This is a genomic window from Hydrocarboniphaga sp. (assembly GCF_965279055.1).
GTDB lineage: Bacteria > Pseudomonadota > Gammaproteobacteria > Nevskiales > Nevskiaceae > Hydrocarboniphaga.
Map to the genome: position 1 here is coordinate 2,281,625 of NZ_OZ257125.1, position 17,050 is coordinate 2,298,674.

General features: G+C 66.8%; 18 protein-coding genes. 10 read left to right on the forward strand and 8 right to left on the reverse strand.

Going from position 1 to position 17,050, the window contains the following annotated elements; translation table 11 throughout:
* Positions 1–63: 63 nt before the first annotated feature.
* A complete protein-coding gene (gene prmB, locus ACQZF9_RS10230; RefSeq protein WP_428313129.1) occupies positions 64–972 on the reverse strand; it encodes a 50S ribosomal protein L3 N(5)-glutamine methyltransferase in 909 nt (302 codons plus the stop codon).
* Between the two features lie 296 nt (positions 973–1,268).
* Here prmB and ACQZF9_RS10235 point away from each other — a divergent pair, with 296 nt between their 5' ends.
* The 5 genes from ACQZF9_RS10235 (at position 1,269) to ACQZF9_RS10255 (ending at position 5,348) form a co-directional block, all read left to right on the forward strand.
* A complete protein-coding gene (locus ACQZF9_RS10235) occupies positions 1,269–1,889 on the forward strand; it encodes an SCO family protein (RefSeq protein ID WP_428313130.1) in 621 nt (206 codons plus the stop codon).
* The gene (locus ACQZF9_RS10240; protein WP_428313131.1) at positions 1,889–2,317 is read left to right on the forward strand and encodes a copper chaperone PCu(A)C; all 429 of its coding nucleotides are present in this window, start codon (positions 1,889–1,891) and stop codon (positions 2,315–2,317) included. The genes ACQZF9_RS10235 and ACQZF9_RS10240 overlap by 1 nt, the downstream gene beginning before the upstream one ends.
* Positions 2,318–2,321: 4 nt before the next feature.
* Positions 2,322–3,236, forward strand: coding sequence for an archaetidylserine decarboxylase (gene asd, locus ACQZF9_RS10245; protein WP_428313132.1), 915 nt, complete (start codon positions 2,322–2,324; stop codon positions 3,234–3,236).
* Entirely contained in the window at positions 3,233–3,715 is a 483-nt protein-coding gene (locus tag ACQZF9_RS10250; RefSeq protein ID WP_428313133.1) for an N-acetyltransferase family protein, read from the forward strand. The genes asd and ACQZF9_RS10250 overlap by 4 nt, the downstream gene beginning before the upstream one ends.
* 85 nt (positions 3,716–3,800) lie before the next feature.
* Positions 3,801–5,348 carry a M48 family metalloprotease gene (locus ACQZF9_RS10255; RefSeq protein WP_428313134.1) on the forward strand — a complete coding sequence of 516 codons (1,548 nt, stop codon included), beginning with the start codon at positions 3,801–3,803 and terminating at the stop codon, positions 5,346–5,348.
* Between the two features lie 242 nt (positions 5,349–5,590).
* Here the strand turns inward: ACQZF9_RS10255 and mtnA are convergent, their stop codons facing one another.
* The gene (mtnA, locus tag ACQZF9_RS10260; protein ID WP_428313135.1) at positions 5,591–6,589 is read right to left on the reverse strand and encodes an S-methyl-5-thioribose-1-phosphate isomerase; all 999 of its coding nucleotides are present in this window, start codon (positions 6,587–6,589) and stop codon (positions 5,591–5,593) included.
* A 99-nt stretch (positions 6,590–6,688) separates the two neighbouring features.
* On the opposite strand from mtnA, the gene ACQZF9_RS10265 reads away from it, so the two are divergent.
* The 5 genes from ACQZF9_RS10265 to ACQZF9_RS10285 all read left to right on the forward strand — a co-directional run bounded on the left by ACQZF9_RS10265 (position 6,689) and on the right by ACQZF9_RS10285 (position 11,207).
* Positions 6,689–8,014, forward strand: a complete 1,326-nt coding sequence (locus tag ACQZF9_RS10265) for a TRZ/ATZ family hydrolase (protein ID WP_428313136.1) — start codon at positions 6,689–6,691, stop codon at positions 8,012–8,014.
* 13 nt (positions 8,015–8,027) lie between these two features.
* The gene (gene ubiG / locus ACQZF9_RS10270; RefSeq protein ID WP_428313137.1) at positions 8,028–8,729 is read left to right on the forward strand and encodes a bifunctional 2-polyprenyl-6-hydroxyphenol methylase/3-demethylubiquinol 3-O-methyltransferase UbiG; all 702 of its coding nucleotides are present in this window, start codon (positions 8,028–8,030) and stop codon (positions 8,727–8,729) included.
* Positions 8,726–9,388 carry an HAD family hydrolase gene (locus tag ACQZF9_RS10275; protein ID WP_428313138.1) on the forward strand — a complete coding sequence of 221 codons (663 nt, stop codon included), beginning with the start codon at positions 8,726–8,728 and terminating at the stop codon, positions 9,386–9,388. Before ubiG ends, ACQZF9_RS10275 begins: the two co-directional genes overlap by 4 nt.
* A 32-nt stretch (positions 9,389–9,420) precedes the next feature.
* Complete coding sequence (locus ACQZF9_RS10280) at positions 9,421–10,191, forward strand: SDR family NAD(P)-dependent oxidoreductase (RefSeq protein ID WP_428313139.1); 771 nt, start codon at positions 9,421–9,423, stop codon at positions 10,189–10,191.
* A 203-nt stretch (positions 10,192–10,394) separates the two neighbouring features.
* The gene (locus ACQZF9_RS10285; RefSeq protein WP_428313140.1) at positions 10,395–11,207 is read left to right on the forward strand and encodes a TonB family protein; all 813 of its coding nucleotides are present in this window, start codon (positions 10,395–10,397) and stop codon (positions 11,205–11,207) included.
* Between the two features lie 260 nt (positions 11,208–11,467).
* On the opposite strand, the gene ACQZF9_RS10290 is transcribed toward ACQZF9_RS10285, so the two are convergent.
* The 6 genes from ACQZF9_RS10290 to ACQZF9_RS10315 form a co-directional block, all read right to left on the reverse strand.
* Positions 11,468–12,694, reverse strand: coding sequence for a pseudouridine synthase (locus tag ACQZF9_RS10290; protein WP_428313141.1), 1,227 nt, complete (start codon positions 12,692–12,694; stop codon positions 11,468–11,470).
* A gap of 147 nt (positions 12,695–12,841) precedes the next feature.
* Positions 12,842–13,660: an SMC-Scp complex subunit ScpB gene (scpB, locus tag ACQZF9_RS10295; protein WP_428313142.1), complete on the reverse strand. Its 819-nt coding sequence runs from the start codon at positions 13,658–13,660 to the stop codon at positions 12,842–12,844.
* Positions 13,653–14,510 carry a segregation and condensation protein A gene (locus tag ACQZF9_RS10300; protein ID WP_428313143.1) on the reverse strand — a complete coding sequence of 286 codons (858 nt, stop codon included), beginning with the start codon at positions 14,508–14,510 and terminating at the stop codon, positions 13,653–13,655. Before ACQZF9_RS10300 ends, scpB begins: the two co-directional genes overlap by 8 nt.
* Positions 14,507–15,511, reverse strand: a complete 1,005-nt coding sequence (gene trpS, locus ACQZF9_RS10305) for a tryptophan--tRNA ligase (RefSeq protein ID WP_428313144.1) — start codon at positions 15,509–15,511, stop codon at positions 14,507–14,509. Before trpS ends, ACQZF9_RS10300 begins: the two co-directional genes overlap by 4 nt.
* Before the next feature lie 14 nt (positions 15,512–15,525).
* Entirely contained in the window at positions 15,526–16,197 is a 672-nt protein-coding gene (locus ACQZF9_RS10310; protein ID WP_428313145.1) for a site-2 protease family protein, read from the reverse strand.
* Positions 16,198–16,351: 154 nt separating this feature from the next.
* Entirely contained in the window at positions 16,352–16,978 is a 627-nt protein-coding gene (locus ACQZF9_RS10315; RefSeq protein ID WP_428313146.1) for an L-threonylcarbamoyladenylate synthase, read from the reverse strand.
* Between the last annotated feature and the right edge of the window lie 72 nt (positions 16,979–17,050).

Here is a 17,050-nt window from a genome sequence, read left to right on the forward strand (position 1 = left end):
AGGCCCTCACCCCTGCCCCTCTCCTGGAGGGAGAGGGGATTTCTTTTCAAGGACGGCTAAAAATCATCGGGTTTCCAGATAAGCCACCAGATCGGCGCGCGAGATCACGAACACGCCGTCGCCGCCGCGCACGAACTCCGGCCAAGCGACCGGGATGGTCGGATAGCGTGCGTCGAACTCTTCCAGCGAGCCGCCGATTTCGCAGATCAGCAGGCCGTCTTCGGTCAGGTAATCCGGCGCCTCGCACAGGATGCGCTCGATGATGTCCATGCCGTCTTCGCCGGCCTCCAGCGCCAGCTTGGGCTCACGCTTGTACTCGGTGGACAGCGCTTCCCACTCGGCGGTCGGCACATAGGGCGGATTGCTGACGATCAGGTCGTAGCGGCGGCCGACCAGCGCGTCGAACAGGTCGGACTGGATCGCGGTGACGCGCGTCGCCAGGTCATGGCGCGCGATGTTGCGGCGGCAGACCTCCAGCGCGCCGCCGTCGATGTCGGCAAGATCCACTTCGGCGTCCTCGAACTCGACCGCAGTGGCGATACCGATGCAGCCGCTGCCGGTGCACAGGTCCAGGATCTGCAGCGGGTCTTCACCGATCCATGGCGAAAAGCGCTGCTCGATCATTTCCGCGATCGGCGAGCGCGGCACCAGCACGCGCTCGTCCACATAAAAGCTCAGCCCGCAGAACTGGATTTCGCCGATCAGGTAGGCCGCCGGCTTGCGCGTGTCGATGCGCTGCTGCAGCAGGGCCAGCACTGCCTCGCGCTCGGACGGCGTCAGCGCCGATTCCAGGTACAGCGTCGGCAGGTCGGCGCCCAGGTGCAGCTTGTGCAGCACCAGATGGAACGCCTCGTCGAGCGCGTTGTCTGTGCCGTGTCCGAACACCAGGCCGCGGCGGCCGAACTCGCTGGCGCCCCAGCGGACCAGGTCGCGTACCGTCGTCAGGGCCTGGGTGTCGCGGGTATCGGTCATCGAGTGGCTTCTGATCCATGAAATAATGGCGCGCTACAGGCGCCAAAGAACGCGAATTATGCGGCGCGCCACCCCCGCCAGCAATTGAACAGGCCGAGCCCCACACCTGAGGAACCGCTGATTGAGTCCTGCGCGCCCGGCATTTCCGGGGCAACCCGAAGGGCCGGCACCAAAACGGGCGCTGTGCGGCGTCAGCCGCTCCTCATGTATGTCCAATACACTTCGTCACTCCTTTCTTGCACAGCGCCCGTTTTGGTACCGGCGCGGACGTGCAGGACTCGATCAGAGGTTCCTTAATGTCGCCCGCAAAAGCCATCACCATCGGCATGGTCGCCGCGCTGGCCGCCCTCGGCGGCCTGGTCGCCGCCAGCCTGATGAGCGGTACCAAGAACATCGAACTGGAAACCGGCACCTTGCTGAAAACACCGCGCACGATCGAGGCGTTCGCGCTCAAGGACAGCAGCGGCGCCGTCTTCGACAACGCTCGCCTCGCCGGTCACTGGTCGATGGTGTTCGCCGGCTTCACCTACTGCCCCGACGTCTGCCCGTCGACCTTGCAGATGCTCAAGGGCCTGACGACGCGGCTCGACGCGGCGAACACGCCGGTGCAGGTGGTGTTCCTGTCGGTGGACCCGCAGCGCGACACGCCGGCGGTGCTCGAGCGCTACGTGCATTACTTCAGTCCGGAGTTCGTCGGCGTCACCGGCAGCGACGACGAGCTGGAAAAGCTCGCGCGCTCGTTGAGCCTGGTCTATGCCAAGGTGCCGGGCGAGACGCCTGAGAGTTACACCATGGACCATTCCGCGGCACTGGTGCTGATCAACCCGCAGGGTCAGGTCACCGCCTACTTCCTGCCACCGCACCGGGTGGATCAGCTCGCCGCCGATATGCAGCGCGTGGTGCGGGGGCAGGGCTGATGCGCGGCGCACGCGCCCTGATCGCCGCCGCGCTGTTGCTGCCCTTGCCGGGGCTGGCCTGCGACGGCCTGGCGCTGAGCCAGGCCTGGATACGCCAGGCGCCGCCGGGCGCGGCGGTGATGGCGGGCTTCGGCAAGCTGGTCAACAACGGCCGCAAGCCGGTCACGATCGAGAGTTTTGCCAGCACCGACTTCGGCAAGGTCGAGCTGCACCAGAGCAGTATGGCCGACGGCAAGATGCGCATGCGCCGCGTCGACCCGGTGACGATCGCGCCGGGCCAGAGCATCGATCTGGCGCCCGGCGGCTATCACCTGATGCTGATGCAGCCGAAGCAGCCGGCGCTGGCGGGCAGCAGCCGGCTCAGCCTGCATTGCGTCGACGGTGATCTCGCCGCGGATGTCCCGGTACGCGCGGCTGCGGCAGAATGAGCCGATGAACCCATCGAATCATCATCAGGCGGCAACCGACGCCAGCCTCGGCGACCGCCTGTTCTCTCTGCTGCAGCTGATCCTGCCGACGCGTTTCCTGTCCTGGTGCATCTACAAGCTGACGCGCATCGAGAGCCAGGGCTTCAAGAACGCGTTCATTCGCGTGTTCATGAGCCGCTTCAACATCAGCCTGGCCGAGGCCGAGTTCGAGCTGCCGGAGTCGTACCGGAGCTTCAACGAGTTCTTCACCCGTGCGCTGAAGCCGGGCGCGCGGCCGCTGAGCGACGGCGCCGAGGTGCTGCTGTCGCCGGTCGACGGCGCGGTCAGCCAGCTCGGCCAGATCGACGGCGACCGCATCTTCCAGGCCAAGGGCCATCACTACACCGCGGCCGAACTGCTCGGCGGCGAAGACCTGGCCAGGCCCTTCATCGGCGGCGAGTTCGCGACGATTTACCTGGCGCCGAACAACTACCACCGCATCCACATGCCGCTGGCCGGCACCCTGCGCGAATGGGTCTACGTGCCGGGCCGGCTGTTCAGCGTCAACCCCGCGACCGCGCGCGCGATGCCGAAAGTGTTCGCGCGCAACGAGCGCGTAACCGCGATCTTCGACACCGAGCTCGGGCCGTTCGCGATGGTGCTGGTCGGCGCGTTCTTCGTCGGATCGATCGAGACGGTCTGGGCCGGCATGATTTCGCCACCGCACCGGCGCTCGCCGCTGGCGCGCTACAAGCCGGTGCATCCGCCGAGCCTGGAGCGCGGCATGGAGATGGGCCGCTTCAACATGGGCTCGACGGTGATCCTGCTGGCCCCTCCGGGCGCGCTGAGCTGGAACCCGGCGCTGGGACCCGCGACGCCGCTGCGCATGGGCCAGGTGCTCGGCACCAAGCTGATCGATGTCGGCGGAGCCCGCGCTTGAGCCTGAGCATCACTGCCGCGACCGCGGCCGACGTGCCGCTGATCCTCGGCTTCATCCGCGAACTCGCCGACTACGAGCGCCTGTCCGACCAGGTCAGCGCCACCGAGGCCGCGCTGCAGGCGACGCTGTTCGGCGAGCGCCCCGCAGCAGAAGTGCTGATCGCCCGACAGGACGGCGTCGCCGCCGGCTTCGCGCTGTTCTTCCAGAACTACTCGACGTTCCTGGCCAAGCCCGGCATCTACCTGGAAGACCTGTATGTGAAGCCCGAGCAGCGCGGCCACGGCATCGGCCGCGCTTTGCTCACGCACATCGCCAGGCTCGCGGTCGCGCGCGACTGCGGCCGCTTCGAATGGTCGGTGCTGGACTGGAACGCGCCCGCGATCGGTTTCTACCGCAGCCTCGGCGCGCTGCCCCAGGACGAGTGGACGATCATGCGGCTGAGCGGCGACGCATTAAAAGCGCTGGCGTCGTCGAACTAAGCCGCGCCTCGCCCGCTCTAAGCGCCACAACATCCGTCGTGCGCGATCCCGCGTAAACTCGATCAGCCTCCTTCGACTCCTGCGCATGACGCCTTCACGTCTCCCCGCCCGTTCCGCGCTCGCGGCCGCCATCGCGCTGCTGATGGTCGGCAGCGCGATGGCCGCCGACGCCTCGCTGCCGCCGGCCGATCTGCGCGAGCCGATCAACTCGGTCGGCAGCGGCGCACCCAGCGTGCTCAACCTGCCGCAGATGGGCGAGCCCGCCGATGCGGCGATGTCGCCGCAGCAGGAGGCCGCGATCGGCGCCAGCGTGATGGCCGAGCTGTACCAGTACGACTACGTCGTCGACGATCTGGAGATCGCCGAATACCTGTCCAATCTCGGCTACCGGCTGGTCGCGGCAGCGCCGCAGAAGCCGCCGAAAGTCGACGTGTTCATGGTCGCCGACCCGCGCATCAACGCCTTCGCGCTGCCCGGCGGCCACATGGGCTTCAACGCCGGCCTGCTGATCGCCAGCCGCAACGAAAGCGAACTCGCCGGCGTCATGGGCCACGAACTCACCCATGTGATCCAGCGCCATGTCGCGCGCTCGCAGGCCGACCAGGGCGGCGTCGGCACCTTCGCCACCTGGGCCGCGGTGCTGGCGGCGATCATCGCCGGCTCGGCCGACCCGAACATCGTGCTGGCGGCGCTGGCCGTCGGCCAGGGCTCGCTGTACCAGAAACAGGTCAACTTCACCCGCGCCAACGAACTCGAGGCCGACCGCATCGGCATCCAGATCATGGCCGACGCCGGCTTCGATCCCGAAGGCATGGCGGATTTCTTTCAGCGCCTGGAGCAGCAGTCGCGGCTTTACGGCACCGGCATGCCGGAAATCCTGCAGACGCATCCGGTCAACACCACGCGTATCGCCGAGGCGCGCGAGCGCGCGGTGGCGATCGAAGCCGGCAAGCCGCGCAAGGTCGTCGACTCGGTGGACTATTCGTTGATGAAGGCGCGCACGCGCGTGCTGGCGGCGGATTCGGCCAGCGAAGCGGTGGAAATTTTTGCCGCCGAACTGAAAAACCGCGACACGCCGGAGAACCGCTACGGCCTGGCCTTCGCGCTCAGCGGCACCGGCAACTACAAGCAGGCCATCGTCGCGCTCAAGCCGACGCTCGAGGCCTACCCGCGCCAGGCGACGGTGATGCTGCTGATGGCGCAGATGCAACTCGGCGCGGGCCAGAACGCCGACGCGCTGGCGCTGTTCGACAAGACCTTCCGCATGTATCCGGCCTATGCACCGGCGATCCTGCGCTACGCGCAGGCGCTGATCGAAACCGGCAAGCCCGACGACGCGCGCCAGATCCTGCTGGCCAGCGAACAGTCCTACGGCACGCGGCTGGAGACGTATCGCTTGCTGTCGCAGGCCGCACGCGACGCCGGCAACAACGGCGAAGCCAGCTACGAGATGGCCAACTACCTGTACTACCGCGGCGACTACGGCGGCGCGCTGGCCCAGCTCGACGCCGGACTGCGTATCGAGTCGCTACCGCCGAACCAGCGCGCGCGCATGGCGGCGCGGCGGGCGGAAGTGCGCGAGGCGCTGCCGCGCAATTTCAATCCGTATGAACGCCCGGATCGGCGGCGCTGAAGTTTTGTTGTGTCCCTCGATACGCCGGGCAAGCCCGGCTACTCGGGATGAACGGGTTTCGTTTTTGATCTTGAAGAAAAGCCAAAACTCCGTTCGTCCCGATGTGTCCCTCGATACGCCGGGCAAGCCCGGCTACTCGGGATGAACGGGTTTCGTTTTTGATCTTGAAGAAAAGCCAAAACTCCGTTCGTCCCGAGTAGCCCGCGCTTTTTGCGGGCGTATCGAGGGACCGGACCAAGGCCTCAGCCCACCAGCTCCCGTACCTTCTTCTCGGTCGGCTGCTCGATCACGCCTTTCTCGCAGACGATGGCGTCGATCAGCTCCGCCGGCGTGACGTCGAACACCGGGTTCCAGGCGTCCATGTCGATCGGTGCGATCGGCGCGCCGCGGAATTCGGTCAGTTCGCGCGGCACTCTTTCTTCGATCGGAATCATGCGGCCGCTGCGGATCGTCAGATCGAAGGTGCCGGTCGGCGCCACCACCATGAACTTGACGCCGTGGCGCCTGGCCGCGACCGCCAGCGAATAGGTGCCGATCTTGTTGGCGGTGTCGCCGTTGCCGGCGATGCGGTCGGCGCCGACGATGACCCAGTCGATCTTGTGCGTCGCCATCAGATGCGCGGCGGCGCCGTCGGCGATAAGTTTTGCCGGGATTTTTTCCTGCATCAGCTCCCAGGCGGTCAGCCGCGCGCCCTGCAGCCAGGGCCGCGTTTCGGTGTTGTAGACCTGCGACAGATGGCCGATCTGAAAAGCGCTGCGGATCACGCCGAGCGCGGTGCCGTGACCGCCGGTGGCGAGCGCACCGGTGTTGCAATGGGTGATCACGGTGGCGTTCTTCGGCAGCAGCGCGGCGCCGAGCTTGCCCATCGTCAGATTCTGCGCAAGATCTTCGGCGTGGATCAGCTCGGCCTCGGCCAGCAGCCGCGCCGCGTCGGCGCCGCCGCGCCAAACGCCGCGCATGCGCGCCAGCGCCCAGCGCAGGTTCACCGCGGTCGGCCGGCTTTCGGCCAGCACCAGTTCGGCCGCCTCGTAGTCGCGGTGCTGCAGCGCGTCGAGCACCAGGCCGTAGGCGGCGGCGATACCGATCGCCGGCGCGCCGCGCACCGCCATGCCGTGGATCGCTTCGGCGACCTGGAACGCATTGCGGCAATCGACCCAGCGTTCCTCATGCGGCAGCACGCGCTGGTCGATCAGGCGTAGATGGTCACCGGCCCAGACGATGGGCTGTACGCTGCCACTCATGTCATTCCCTGGTTGGGCCGCGCGCGCGGGTAAACTGGCGGCCTGGCGCCTCGATGCGAGGCGAATCGGCCACATTCTACCGCGCTTAAAATGACCGTTATGCCGTTTCCGCCGATCAATATCGACCTGCTGGTGAGCGCCGGCCACATCGTGCCCATCGAGCCCGCCGGCGTGGTGCTGGAGAACCATGCGCTGGCGGTGGACCAGGGCCGCATCCTGGCGCTGCTGCCGGTCAATGAGGCGCGCGCGCGTTACGCACCGCGCAAGACCCTCGACCTGCCCGGCCACGCGCTGATGCCGGGCCTGATCAACATGCACACGCATTCGGCGATGAGCCTGCTGCGCGGCATCGCCGACGACCTGCCGCTGATGGACTGGCTGCAGGGGCATATCTGGCCGGCCGAAGGCGCGAACATGAGTTACCAGTTCTGCCACGACGGCGTGCGCCTGGCGATGGCGGAGATGATCCGCGGCGGCCAGACCTGTTTCAACGACATGTACTTTTTCCCCGACGCGACCGCGGCCGCCGTCGAAGCTGCCGGCATGCGCGCCGCGGTGGGTTTGATCGTCATCGATTTCCCGAGCGCCTGGGCGCAGCCCGGCGAGTACATCCACAAGGGCCTGGCGCTGCACGACTCGCTGCGCGGCAAGCCCTTGCTGAAGACCACGTTCGCGCCGCACGCACCGTACACCGTCAACGACGAGGCGCTGCGCCAGGTCCGCCAGTACGCGACCGAGCTGCAGATCCCGATCAACATGCATATTCACGAGACCGCGTTCGAAGTCGAACAGGCCGTGGCGCAGACCGGCAAGCGGCCGCTGCAACGGCTGAAAGAACTCGACCTGCTCGGCCCCGACCTGATCGCGGTGCACATGACGCAGCTCACCGACGAAGAAATCGAGGAGGTCGCGCATTACGGCGTGCATGTCGCGCACTGTCCCGAGTCGAACATGAAACTCGCCAGCGGTTTCTGCCCGGTGCACCGGCTGATGCACGCCGGCGCCAATGTCTGCGTCGGCACCGACGGCGCCGCCAGCAACAACGATCTGGACCTGTTCGGCGAACTGCGCAGCGCCAGCCTGCTGGCCAAGGTAGTGTCCGGCGACGCGCGCGCGCTGCCGGCGGCCAAGGCGCTGGAGATGGCGACGCTGGCCGGCGCCAAGGCGCTGGGCTGGGATGAGTCGATCGGCTCGCTGTTACCCGGAAAAGCCGCTGACTTCATCGCCGTCGACCTGGCCGCGCTCAACACGCAGCCGGTGTATCACGTGATTTCGCAGCTGGCCTATGCGCTGAACTCGCGCCAGGTCGATTACGTCTGGGTCGCCGGCAAGCCGCTGCTGATCGAAGGACAGCTGCAGACGCTGGTCGAAGACGAACTGCGCGCCAAAGCCAGCGAATGGCGCAACAAGATTACGAACAAGTGATGAGCACGCACTGATGAGCAATGTCGACGCCGCGGAAATCCGCCACTTCTCTTCCATGGCCTCGCGCTGGTGGGATCCGCGCGGCGAGATGGCCGCGCTGCATCACATCAATCCGGCGCGCGTGCGCTACATCGAGAACGCAGTCGGTGGCCTGCGCGGCAAGCACATCGCCGACGTCGGCTGCGGCGCCGGCATTTTGACCGAAGCCCTCGCCGCTCGCGGCGCCAAAGCCATCGGTATCGATCTGGCCGAAGCTTCGTTGGAAGTGGCGAAACTGCATGGCCTGGAATCGGGCATCAAGTGCGAATACCGCTGCGTTTCAGCCGAAGATCTGGCGGCTGAAATGCCAGGCGCTTTCGACGTCGTCTGCTGCCTGGAAATGCTCGAACACGTGCCCGACCCGGCATCGGTGATCGCCGCCTGCGCGGCGCTGGTCAAGCCGGGCGGCGACGTCGTCTTCAGCACCATCAACCGCAATCCCAAGGCCTATGCGCTGATGATCGTCGGCGCCGAAATGCTGACGCAGCTGGTGCCGCGCGGCACGCACGAGTACGCCAAGTTCATCAAACCCTCGGAGCTGGAAGCCTGGTGCCGCGCCGCCGGCCTGAGCGCGATCGAGATCAAGGGCATGCGCTACAACCCGCTGCTGAAATCGGCGACGGTCGGCCACGACATGGACGTGAATTACCTGATGCACTGCCGACGCGACGCATGACGCGCATCGAAGATGTGGACTGCGTGCTGTTCGATCTCGACGGAACCCTGGTCGACACCGCGCCCGATCTCGGCGACGCGGCGAACTCGGTGCGCATCGAGCTGGGCATGCCGCCGCTGCCGGATGCGGACTATCGGCCGGTGGCGTCGGCCGGTGCTCGCGGCCTGCTGAAAGTGGCGCTGGATATGGCGCCGGATCATCCCGAATATCCGGTGCGTCGCGACGCGCTGCTGGCGCATTACCGCGCCAATTTGAGCAGACGATCCAAGCTGTTTCCCGGCATGAACCAGTTCCTGGTCGCACTGGAACTGGCGAAGAAACCCTGGGGCGTGGTCACCAACAAGCCTGCCTTCCTGACCGATCCTCTGATGGCCGAACTCAAGCTCGCCACACGCGCGGCCTGCTGCATCAGCGGCGACCAGGTGCCCAGGCCCAAGCCGGCGCCGGACTCGCTGCTGCTGGCACTGAAGCGGGTCGGCATCGGTGCGGCGCGCTGCGTCTACGTCGGCGACGACCGACGCGATATTGACGCCGCCAAGGCCGCCGGCATCCGCAGCATCGCCGCCGCCTGGGGCTATCTCGGCGCCGAGCAACCGGCGAGCTGGGACGCGGACCATCTGGTCGCGACGCCGGCCGATCTGGCGCAACTGCTGGCCTGAACTTAGCAATCTCGGAAATTTTCGATAAAAACGTGACCGAAAACGCCATACAAAAACCGCCCGCCGACTACCAGCCGCAGGCCGAGGACTTCAAGGGCCGCGTGATCCTCGTCACCGGCGCCAGCGGCGGCCTCGGCTCGGCCGCCTCGCATGCGCTGGCCAGACTCGGCGCGCAGGTGATCCTGCTCGGCCGCAGCGTGCCCAAGCTGGAAAAGCTCTACGACGCCATCGAGGCCGGCGGCGGCGCGCAGCCGGCGATCGTGCCGATGAACCTGATGACCGCGACCTGGGCCGCCTACGACGAACTGGCGCAGACCATCGAGAAGGAATTCGGCAAGCTCGACGGCATCGTCCACGCCGCCGCACACTTCAAGAGCTTCACCCGGCTCGAAGACCTGGAACCGCGCGACTGGATGGACAGCCTGCAGGTCAATCTGACCGCACCTTTTACGCTGACCCGGCTGTGCCTGCCGATGCTGCGCGAGTCGAAAGACGCCTCGGTGGTGTTCGTCACCGACGACGGCGGCCGCGTGCCCAAGCCGTTCCAGGCCGCCTACGGCGTGACCAAGGCGGCCGGCGAAACCCTGTTCCGCAGCTGGGCAATGGAGCTGGAGGCCGAGTCGCGCGAAGGCAGCCATCTGCGCTTCAACACCTGGCATCCGGGGCCGATGGGCACCGAAATCCGCGGCAAGGGCTTCGCCAGCGATGCCTCGACCCTGGTCAATCCGCCCGAGCGGGTGATCCCGCAACTGTTGTGGCTGCTCGGCCCGGCCAGCCGCGGCGTTACCGCGAAGGCGCTATAGAGGCTGGACAGCGACGGCGACAGGCGCCCGACCGGGCCGCACTGGCGCGGATCGTGCTGAAAATATCGGTGTAGGCAATGACGAGGCGCTAACGGCGGCGTCCTCCGGCCAGCAACGCAAACTCGCGAGATTCCGGTCGCGCGAGCCCGATGCAAGCACCGGATTCAGCCCCCGATCTAGCCATGTACAGCCCGACCGCATCGATGAGTCTTCCGCTGAGCCACCCGCAACGGGTGCCGGCGACGAACCCCAAGCTGGCGAGCCGCGTCGGCATCGCGATCGCGGTGCTGCTGCACGCACTGGTGCTGGCAGTCGCGATGCTGCAGATCACACCGGCGCCGCTGAAGCTGCCGGAACCGCCGGCGATGCTGACCGTGTTCTCGATTCCGGCCGAACTGGTGTCAGCGCAGATCAACGTCGCCGCGCCGGCGCCGCCGGCGCTTGAAAAACCGGTCGAGAAGCCGGTGGTCAAACCCAAGCCGAAGCCCAAACCCAGGCCGGTCGAAAAGCCGGTGATCGCGGCGGCCAAGCCGACTCCGGCACCGCCGGTTGCGGTGGCCGAACCGACGCCGGCACCCGCCGAACCGGTTGTCACCGCGGCGGCGCCTCCGCCCCAGGCAATCACCTCGCCGAACTCGACTGCCGCAGTCACTTCGGCGCCGACCGCGATGCAGGGCATAGCCAGCCCGCGGCCGACGCTGAGCCCTGCTGAAACCGACCGCCTCGCCCGCCAGTACGCCGGCGTGGTCAGCCGCATGATCAGCTCCAGCCAGAAATGGCCGCTGATGTCCAAGCAGATGGGCGAAACCGGCATCGCGATGGTGCGCCTGAAAATCGCGCGCGACGGGAGAGTCGTCGACGCCCAGTTACTGCGCGCCACCGGCTATGCGCGGCTCGACGAGGAGGCGCGCGCCGTGGTGCTGCGCATCGGGCGGTTCATGCCGGTGCCGAGTCGGCTGCGGCCCAACGACGAGTTCCTGCTGCTCGATCAGCCGATGCGCTTCGGGCCGGCTTAGCCGGGTGAAACCCGGGGTGAGGATGCATGACGATCCCGGATTTCACCCGGGCTACCGAGACGATCTCCGTTCGTCCCGAGTAGCCGGGGCTTTATCCCGGCGTATCGAGGGACCGGATCGCAATCGGGTCCCTCGATACGCCGCAAGCGGCTACTCGGGACGAACGGGATTTGGTCAAGCCCGTAAAGCAACAGCTAAACCCCGTTCCTCCCGAGTAGCGGGCTCGCCCGCGTATCGAGAGACACAGCAGAAGCCCGCCGCTACTTGCGGCGCGGCTTGCTCTTGTCCGGCTTGACGTAGGGCTTGGACTCGCCGCGGCGCGGTGCGGGTTTGGCGCGCTCGCTCGAGGCGGCAGACGATTTCTTCTTGGAATCGCCGCGCGTGATGCCCTTGCCGGCGGCCGGCTTGGGCCTGCTGTCGTCGCGGCGCGGCTCGCGCTTCGGCGCCGCGCTGCCGTCGTCCTTGCGGAATTCACGCTTGGCTCCGGGCTTGGCTGCGCCTGGCTTGAACTCGCGTTTCGGTCCGCCCTTGCCGGCACCGGCTGGCGCGCCATCGCCGCGATCGAAGAACTCGCGCTTGCGCTCGGCCTCGGCGGCGGCGCGCGGGGAACGACGCGGCTTGTGCGTCGGCACCGGGCGCTCGCTGGCCTGCGCGGCCGGCCGGCGCCGCGCGGTCGGCGCTTTCTTTTTCGCGGTACCACCGCGCGCGGCTTTCTTTTCCGCCAGATCGACCGCTTCCAGCAGCGCCTGCAGCTCTTCCGGCGTGGCTTCGCGCGCGGTACCGGCCTTGATGCCGCGGCCGAGGCTGATCGGCCCGTAGGACACGCGCATCAGCCGGCTGACCTGGGTGTTCTGCGATTCGAACAATCGACGCACGACGCGGTTGCGGCCCTGCTTCACCGTCACCGTCCACCAGCTGTTCGCGGCCGAAGCAGCGTCATCCGCCTCGTCGTCGACGACCACGTTGTTGTCGCCGGGCTTGATCGTCTCGAACTTGGCGAAGCCGTCTTCGAGTTCGACGCCGGCGCGCAGCCGCGCCTGCGCCGCCGCGTCGATCGTGCCGAGCACGCGCACTGCGTATTCTCGCTGCATCTCGAAACTCGGATGCATCAGCCGGCGCGCCAGTTCGCCGTCGTTGGTCATCAGCAGCAGGCCGGAGGTGTTGATGTCGAGACGGCCGATCGCGATCCAGCGGCCGGTGCTCAGCTCCGGCAGTTTGCGGAACACGGTGCGGCGGCCTTCGGGGTCGTCTCGCGTGACCAGTTCACCGGTCTTCTTGCGATACAGCAGCACGCGCACCGGCTCGGGCTTGCGGTTCAGCGAAATCAGCCGCGTGTCGATGCGGACGTGATCGTTGTGATCGATGCGCTGGCCGACTTCGGCGGGCCGGCCGTTCACGGTGACGCGGCCTTCGGCGATCATCGTTTCGATCGCGCGACGCGAGGCGATGCCGGCGGTAGCGAGCAGCTTCTGGATTCTTTCCGACATTTGAGTACGCCTATAACATGATTCCCTCCCCCGCCTGCGGGGGAGGGTTAGGGAGGGGGCGCGACGACTGAGCGACGCTGGGTCGACTCGCCCCCATCCCGGCCTTCCCCCGTGGGCGGGGGAAGGAGACAAGCAAGCTGCGCATCTTCAAGTTGACGAGGCGGTTTCGTCCGCGGCGCCGGATGGTTTTTCGTCGGCATCGGGCTCGATGCCCGGCAATTCCGCTTCTTCTACCGGTGCTGCGTCCGCGGTCACCGGCTGTTCGAGTTCCGTCTCTTCGGTGGACTCGACCGCCTGATCCTCGTCACCTGCATGCGGCAGCTCGCCGGTCAGCTGCGCCAGCGCGGCGTCGAGCTGCGCCAGATCCTTGATCTCCGGCAGGCTCGGCAGCTGGTCCAGCGACTTCAGGTTGAAGTCGTCGAGAAACTGCGGCGTGGTGCCGAACAGCGCCGGGCGCCCGGGTACTTCCTTGACGCCGAGTTCGCGCACCCAGCCGCGTTCGAGCAGTGTGCGCAGGATATTGCTGGACACCTGGACGCCGCGGATCTCCTCGATTTCGCCGCGCGTGATCGGCTGGCGGTAGCAGACCAGGGCCAGCGTTTCGAGCAAGGCGCGCGAAAATTTCTGCGGCTTTTCCTGCCACAGCCGCGCGACCCATTCGGCGTAGTCGGCGCGAACCTGGATGCGGAAGCCGCTGGCGACTTCGGTCAGCTCGGACGCGCCGGCCTGCAGGCGCATATCGAGACGCTCCAGGGCTTCGCGGATTTCCTTGCGGCCGACGCCGAGCTCCTCGCCGAGCAGGCGGCCGAGCTGGTCCAGCGACAGCGGCTGGTCGGAGGCCAGCAGCAGCGCTTCGAGAATTTTCTCCAGCGGCGAATCGGCTGCGACCGGCGCAACCAGTTCGGCGACAGGCGCGGCCGGTTCGACTGCGACTTCGGTTGCTTCGTGCTCTTGCGGCTCAGTCATCGACAGCTTCCTCGATGGCGGCGTTCGACACCGGGCGGCCGGTGTCGATCATGATTTCGGTGAATGGACCTTCCTGCACCAGGTCGATCGCGGACAGTTTGACCAGCTCCAGGATCGCCAGCAGGCAGACGACGACGCCGGCGCGGCCTTCTTCCGGATCGATCAGCTCGATGAAGCGCTTCGGCCCGGTCTGCACCAGCGTCAGCAGCCGCGTCATGCGCTCGCGCACCGACAGCGGCTCGCGCGATACCTGGTGCCGCGTGAACAGCGCGGCGCGCATCATCACATCGCGAAACGCCAGCATCAGCTCGCGCAGGTTCGGCATGATCATCGGCACGACGATCGGGATCACCTCGGGTTTGGCCGAGGCGCCATGCAGCTCGCGGCCCATGCGCGGCAGCTTGTCGAGCTGCTCGGCGGCGGTCTTGAAGCGTTCGTACTCCTGCAGGCGACGCACCAGCTCCATGCGCGGATCGCCCTGCTCTTCCTCGAGTTCGACCGGACGCGGCAGCAGCATGCGCGACTTGATCTCGGCCAGCAGCGCGGCCATCAGCAGATATTCGGCGGCCAGCTCCAGCCGCAGTTCCTGCATCAGCGCGATGTACTGCAGATACTGCTGCGTGATCTTCAGCACCGGAATGTCGAGAATGTTGAGGTTCTGACGGCGGATCAGGTACAACAGCAAGTCCAGCGGGCCTTCGAAGGCTTCGAGAAAAACCTGCAGCGCATCCGGCGGGATGTACAGATCCTCGGGCAGCTTCTCCAGCGCGTGGCCGTGGACTTTCGGGCGCTTGTCGGCCTCCGGCTCAGCGGCAGCAAGGCTCTCGTCGATGACGACGTCCTCGCTCATTCCGGAATGAAGCCCAGCACGTCGTGCACTTTTTTCAGGGTCGCATCGGCTTTGGCCGAAGCGCGATCGGCGCCGCTGCGCAGTACCTTGCGCAGGCCTTCCTCGTCCGCCCGCAACTCACGATATTTCGCCTGCACCGGCGCCAGGCACTCGACGACCGCGTCGGCCACTGCCTGCTTGAACTTGCCGTAGCCCTGGCCGTTGTAGCGCTCGGCGATCGCGTCGAAGGACTCGCCGCTGGTCGCCGACAGGATCGACATCAGGTTGCTGACGCCGGGCTTCCCGGCGATGTCGAAACGGATTTCGTTGCCCGAGTCCATCTCCGCTTTCTTGAGCTTGCGCACGATGGTATCGGGCGGGTCGAGCAGGTAGATCGCATTGGTCTCGGCCTCGTCCGACTTGCTCATCTTCTTGGTCGGCTCCTTGAGGCTCATGATGCGCGCGCCGACCGGCGGGATCATCGGCTCGGGCACCGTGAAGACCTTGCCGTAGAGATTGTTGAAGCGCTGCGCGACGTCGCGCGTCAGCTCCAGATGCTGCTTCTGGTCGTCGCCGACCGGCACCTGCGAAGCCTGGTACAGCAGGATGTCGGCGGCCATCAGCACCGGATAGCTGTAGAGGCCGGCGTTGATGTTGTCGACATGCTTGGCGCTCTTGTCCTTGAACTGGGTCATGCGATTGAGCTCGCCCATCTGCGTGTAGCAGTTGAGGATCCAGCCCAGGCGCGCGTGCGCCGGCACGTGGCTCTGCGCGAACAGCACGTTGCGCTGCGGGTCCAGGCCACAGGCGATGTACAAGGCGAGGAATTCGTAGGAGCGCTCGCGCAGCTGAGCGGGGTCCTGGCGCACGGTGATCGCGTGCAAGTCGACCAGCATGTAGTAGCAGTCGTAGCGCTCGCTCAGCGGCAGCCAGTTCTTGATCGCGCCCAGGTAATTGCCTAGCGTCAGCCGGCCGGAGGGCTGGATGCCGGAGAGAACGATGGGGCGCGCGGTGTCGGTCATGCGAAGAAGGTCGGTCAGAGCAAGGAAGAGGTGTCGATGTCCAGCGCCATGAACAGCAGGCTCTGCAGGATCAGCATGGGCCAGTACAGCAGCTTCTGCAGCACCGGCGTCATCATCAGCGCGATCAGGATAAACAAGCTGTAGGGCTCGATGCGCGCCAGCGCGCGGGCCTGTCGCAGCGGCAGCAGGCCGATCAGGATGCGGCCGCCGTCGAGCGGCGGGATCGGCAACAGGTTCAGCACCAGCAGCGCCAGGTTGATGGTGATGCCGGCAACGCCCATGTAGCTCAGGCCCAGCCACACGCCGGGGCCGTCGCCGGCGCTGATCCCGACCTTGAGCAGGATCGCCCAGGCGATCGCCATGGCCGCGTTCGCGCCCAGACCGGCGGCGGCGACCAGCGCCAGGTCGCGCTTGGGCCGTTTCAGGCGGCTGTAGTCGATCGGAATCGGCCGCGGCCAGCCCATCAGAAAGCCGCCGAGCACGATCAGCAGCCCGGGCACGACGACGGTGCCGACCGGGTCGATATGCTTCAGCGGGTTCGGCGACAGCCGTCCCAGCGCGGTGGCGGTGCGATCGCCCAGCGCACGCGCCGCGTAGCCGTGGGCGATCTCGCGAAAGGTGATCGCGAACAGCACCGGCAGCGCCCAGATCGCCAGCTTCTGGGCCAGAGTCAGATCGAATTCCATGGGCTACTCGCGGTCCGTTCGTCCCGAGTAGCCTCGCAAGGCGAGGCATATCGAGGGACTGGATCGCAGGTTCCGGGCTCTCTCGATACGCCCGCGACAACGCGGGCTACTCGGGACGAACGCAGAGTCGTGATAGCCGCCCATACTGCCGGCCCTACTCGCTGAGAATGCCGTGCACCGGGCCCTTGCCCTGGCGGATCACCTGCACGCGGCCATCGGTCAGGTCGATCACCGTGGTCGGCTCCAGGCCGCAATTGCCGCCGTTGAGCACCACGTCGACCTCGCGCTCCAGCCTGTCCTCGAACTCATAGGGGTCGCTGACCGGCAGCGCCTCGTCGGGGAACTGCAGCGTGCAGCTGATCAGCGGCTCGCCTAGCGTCGCCAGCAGCGCCTGGGTGACCGCGTTCTGCGGCACGCGGATGCCGATGGTCTTGCGCTTCTCGTGCATGACCCGCCGCGGCAGCTCCTTGGTCGCCTCGAGCACGAAGGTGTACGGCCCCGGCGTCAGCTGACGCAGCAGGCGGAACTGCCAGTTGTCGACGCGCGCATAGGTCGCGATCTCGGACAGGTCGCGGCACACCAGCGTGAACTGCTTGTCCTTGTCGAACTTGCGGATCTTGCGCAGGCGCTCGGCGGCGGCCTTGTCATCCAAATGGCAGCCGAGTGCGTAACAGCTGTCGGTCGGGTACGCGATCACCGCGCCCTGCCGCAAGTGGACCGCCGCCTGGGCGAGCAGCCTCGCCTGCGGGTTAACCGGATGGATGTCGAACCAGTGCGCCATCCTCCATTGTAACGTGCCTTCGCCAAAACGACGGCTGCAACCGCGTCTTAACCGGCGCCTCGATATACTAAG